Below are 3,342 nucleotides of genomic sequence, written 5' to 3'. Positions count from 1 at the left end.
ATCCGGGGATGTTGCGACGGCGGCGGGTTCTGCAGGAGTTGTGCAGGTGGGGCGGGGCGACCGCGCGCGTCGCGACCGGAGCCGCGGGTCAGGCCGGAGTGCGGGCCGCGGCGAAGCGGTTGATCCGGCGCAGCGTGAATCCCAGGCGCTCGTAGGCGGCGATCGCTCCGAGGTTGCTCGCTGCCGCGTGCAGCATCGCCCGGTCGCCGCGCTGCTGGATGTGGAACGCGACATCGAGGACGAGGCGCGAGGCCAAGCCCTGCCGGCGGTGATCCTCGTCGACCGCGACGGCGCTGATCTCGGTCCACCCGGTGGGGTGCAGCCGCTCGCCGGCCATCGCCACCAGGCGACCTCCGCGACGGATGCCGATGTACCGGCCGAGCTCGTGCGTGCGGGGCCGGAAGGGGCCGGGCTGATTGCGCTCGACGATCGCCATCATCTCGGCCGCATCGTCGGCGTCGAGCTCGATCGCCTCGTCATCGGGCCGCGGGCGCAGGGCGTCGGTTTCCACCAGCTGCACGCCCTCGACCTCGCCGAGGAGCTCCCACCCCGCGGGCAGTTCGCCCTCGTAGCCCGACAGGCCCACCTCGGCGCCGGGGCCGACGAGCTCGCGCAGCGCGTCCCACACGCCCGGGTCGTCCCACGTCCGCACCGCGACGAACGGCGCGATGTCCGCGGGATAGCGGCGCACGAGGTCGTCGCCGACCGCGAAGTGCGCGTGCGGACCGGCGAGCGAGTGCCAGGCGGCGTTGTCGAGCACGGCGTCGTCGCGGTCCGGGACGTCGGTCGGGGCGAGGGGCGTCGAGGTCATGGCATCCACTTTTCGGCTGGCTTACGCCGACAATAACGCCGCGCTCGACGGGCTATTCCCGTACCCCTCTTCGGTGCAGTACGCAATCGCGTGGCTCCGCCAGGACGCAGGACCTACGGTGCGCCCATGTGGTTCGACAACTGGTTCGATATCTGGCGGGTCGTGCTGGTCGGCGTCTCGGCCTACGTCTCGCTCATCATCCTCATCCGCGTGTCGGGCAAGCGTGCGCTCGCGCAGATGAACGCCTTCGACTTCGTGGTCACCGTTGCGCTCGGATCGACGCTCGCGACGATCCTCCTCAGCAGTGACGTGTCGTTCCTCGAGGGCCTGGTGGCGCTCGCGCTGCTGCTGGGGCTGCAGATCGTGGTCGCGCTCGGGGTGCAGAGGTCGCCGCGTTTCCGGCGGCTCACGACCTCTGCCCCCTCGCTGCTGGGCCGCGACGGGCACATCGACGACGAGGCTCTGCGCCGCCATCGCGTTGCGCGCGCCGACGTGCTCCAAGCGGTCCGGGCCAGCGGTGCGGGCGATCTGTCGATGGTGGCCGCCGTCGTGCTCGAAAGCGACGGCAAGGTCAGCGTCATCACGCGGGCGCAGGCGGGCGATGGCTCGAGCTTCCGCGACCTCAGTGCATGATCATGCCGCCGGTGACGTTGATCGCCTGGCCGGTCAGGTACCCGCCGGCGTCCGAGGCGAGGAAGTGCGTCACCCCCGCGACGTCTTCCGGAATGCCGAGCCGGCCCAGCGGTGACTTCGCGCTCCATGCGGCGACGTCCTCCGCGGAGCGGGTATCGGCGCCCATCTCGGTGAGCACGTACCCCGGGCATACGGCGTTGACGGTGACGCCGTGGCATCCCCATTCCTGCGCTCCCGCGCGCGTGAGCGCCACGACCGCGGCCTTGGACGCGGCGTAGTGGCCTTCGCCGCCGCCGCCGTGTTTGGCCGCCATGCTCGCGATGTTGACGATGGAGCCGCTGCGCGCCTCGAGCATGACCGGCGCGACCGCCTGCATCGTGACGAGGGTCGCCCGCGCATTGATGTCGAGCACGCGGTCCCAGTCGTCGACGGTGATGTCCAGCAGCGACACGTTCTGGAAGATCCCCGCGCAGTTCACCAGCACGTCGACGCCGCCGAGGGCCTCGATCGCCTCGCCGACCGCGCGGCGCGTGTCGAGCGGGTCGAGCAGATCGACCGGGAAGAAGGATGCCGAGCCGCTCTCGGTCGCGCGACGGTCGAGCACCGCGACGCGGGCGCCGTCGGCCGCGAAGCGCTCCACGATCGCGGCGCCGATGCCGCCGGATCCTCCGGTCACGATGACGCGCTGAGACATGGCACTCCTTCCGGGGCGTCGGGTCCGCCCGTCGGCGTCACCGTACGCCCGGGCTCGAACGCCTTCGCGACGCGCGTGTTTCCGCGGCGTAACGCTCTCTCGTGCGGCGCCACGTCGTCGCCCCGATGCCCCTACGCTCGGTCGCGGTCCCGGGCGGCGGCATCCGCGTGTCTCGGACACCCGACCGACCACCCCACCCCGAGAGGAGTCCCGTGAGCGACGGCGTCCACCCCGCGATCACCGACCCCGACGTGCGCGCGCACCTCGCCCGGCTCGCCGCGCAGGCGGGCACGATCCCCTCGGGCGCGACGGATGCCGAGGGCGACGACGCCGCGCGGATCGCCGAGCTCCGGGCGAACCCGTCGTGGGTGCGGCTGCCCGACGACGAGGTCATCGAGTCGCTCGACACCGCGACCGGCGACCTGGCTCTGCGGATGTACCGGCCGCGCGCGGGACACCGCGGAACCCTCGTCTTCGCCCACGGCGGCGGGTGGGTCGCGGGCGACCTCGACAACAACGACGCCCTGTGCCGCGCGCTCGCCGCCGCCACCGGCGCGCAGGTGCTGAGCGTCGACTACCGGCTCGCGCCGGAGCATCCCTTCCCCGCCGGGCTCGACGACCTCGATCGCGCGCTGCGCTTCGCCGCCGACGGCGCGGGCGGTCTGGTCGCGGATCCCGCGGCCCTGGGCGTCGCCGGACACAGCGCGGGCGGCAACCTCGCCGCCGCGCTCGCCCTGCGTTCGCGCGAGGGCCGGGCTCCCGGCATCCGGGTCCAGGTGCTGCTGTGCCCCGTGCTCGACGCGCCCGACCCCGACCGCCCGAGCTACCGCGCCCACACCGAGAACCTGCCGCTGACCGCGAAGGGCATGCAGTGGTACTGGGGGCTGTACGTGCGGGATGCCGCTGCGGCGGGTGGGGTCGAACGGGAGCGTCGGGCCGATGCGCAGGTCGGGACCGCGGCGGTGCCCGTCGGGGCCGCGCCGCTGCGGGCCGCGGATCTCACCGGCTCCGCGCCGGCGGTGATCGTCGCGGCGGGCGTCGACCCGCTGTCCGACGAAGCGGAGGAGTATGCCGCGCGGTTGGCGGCATCCGGAACCCCCGTCGAGTTCGTGCGGCGCGAGGGGGTGCCGCACCTGTTCCTGGTGTTCCCGTCGACGCCGGCGCGCGACGCGGTGCTCGCGGGGATCGCGCCCGCGGTGCGGGC

Annotated in this window: 4 protein-coding genes; 2 read left to right on the top strand and 2 right to left on the bottom strand. The window is 73.4% G+C overall.

Features of this window, described 5'->3' with window-relative positions; translation table 11 throughout:
• Positions 1-88 precede the first annotated feature (88 nt).
• Positions 89-811 carry a GNAT family N-acetyltransferase gene (locus LQV45_RS22050; RefSeq protein ID WP_230008828.1) on the bottom strand — a complete coding sequence of 241 codons (723 nt, stop codon included), beginning with the start codon at positions 809-811 and terminating at the stop codon, positions 89-91.
• 126 nt (positions 812-937) lie between these two features.
• Here LQV45_RS22050 and LQV45_RS22045 point away from each other — a divergent pair, with 126 nt between their 5' ends.
• Positions 938-1,444 carry a DUF421 domain-containing protein gene (locus LQV45_RS22045; protein WP_230008827.1) on the top strand — a complete coding sequence of 169 codons (507 nt, stop codon included), beginning with the start codon at positions 938-940 and terminating at the stop codon, positions 1,442-1,444.
• Here LQV45_RS22045 and LQV45_RS22040 read toward each other — a convergent pair.
• Positions 1,434-2,138, bottom strand: a complete 705-nt coding sequence (locus LQV45_RS22040; RefSeq protein WP_230008826.1) for an SDR family NAD(P)-dependent oxidoreductase — start codon at positions 2,136-2,138, stop codon at positions 1,434-1,436. The two genes, LQV45_RS22045 and LQV45_RS22040, sit on opposite strands and share 11 nt — an antisense overlap.
• 212 nt (positions 2,139-2,350) lie before the next feature.
• Between LQV45_RS22040 and LQV45_RS22035 the strand changes: the two genes are divergently transcribed.
• Positions 2,351-3,342, top strand: a 992-nt coding sequence (locus LQV45_RS22035; protein WP_230008825.1) for an alpha/beta hydrolase, incomplete at its 3' end; no start/stop codon positions are given.

The sequence above is a fragment of the Microbacterium sp. Bi128 genome, from assembly GCF_918698205.1.
This window is presented reverse-complemented; position numbering and strand designations above follow the sequence as displayed.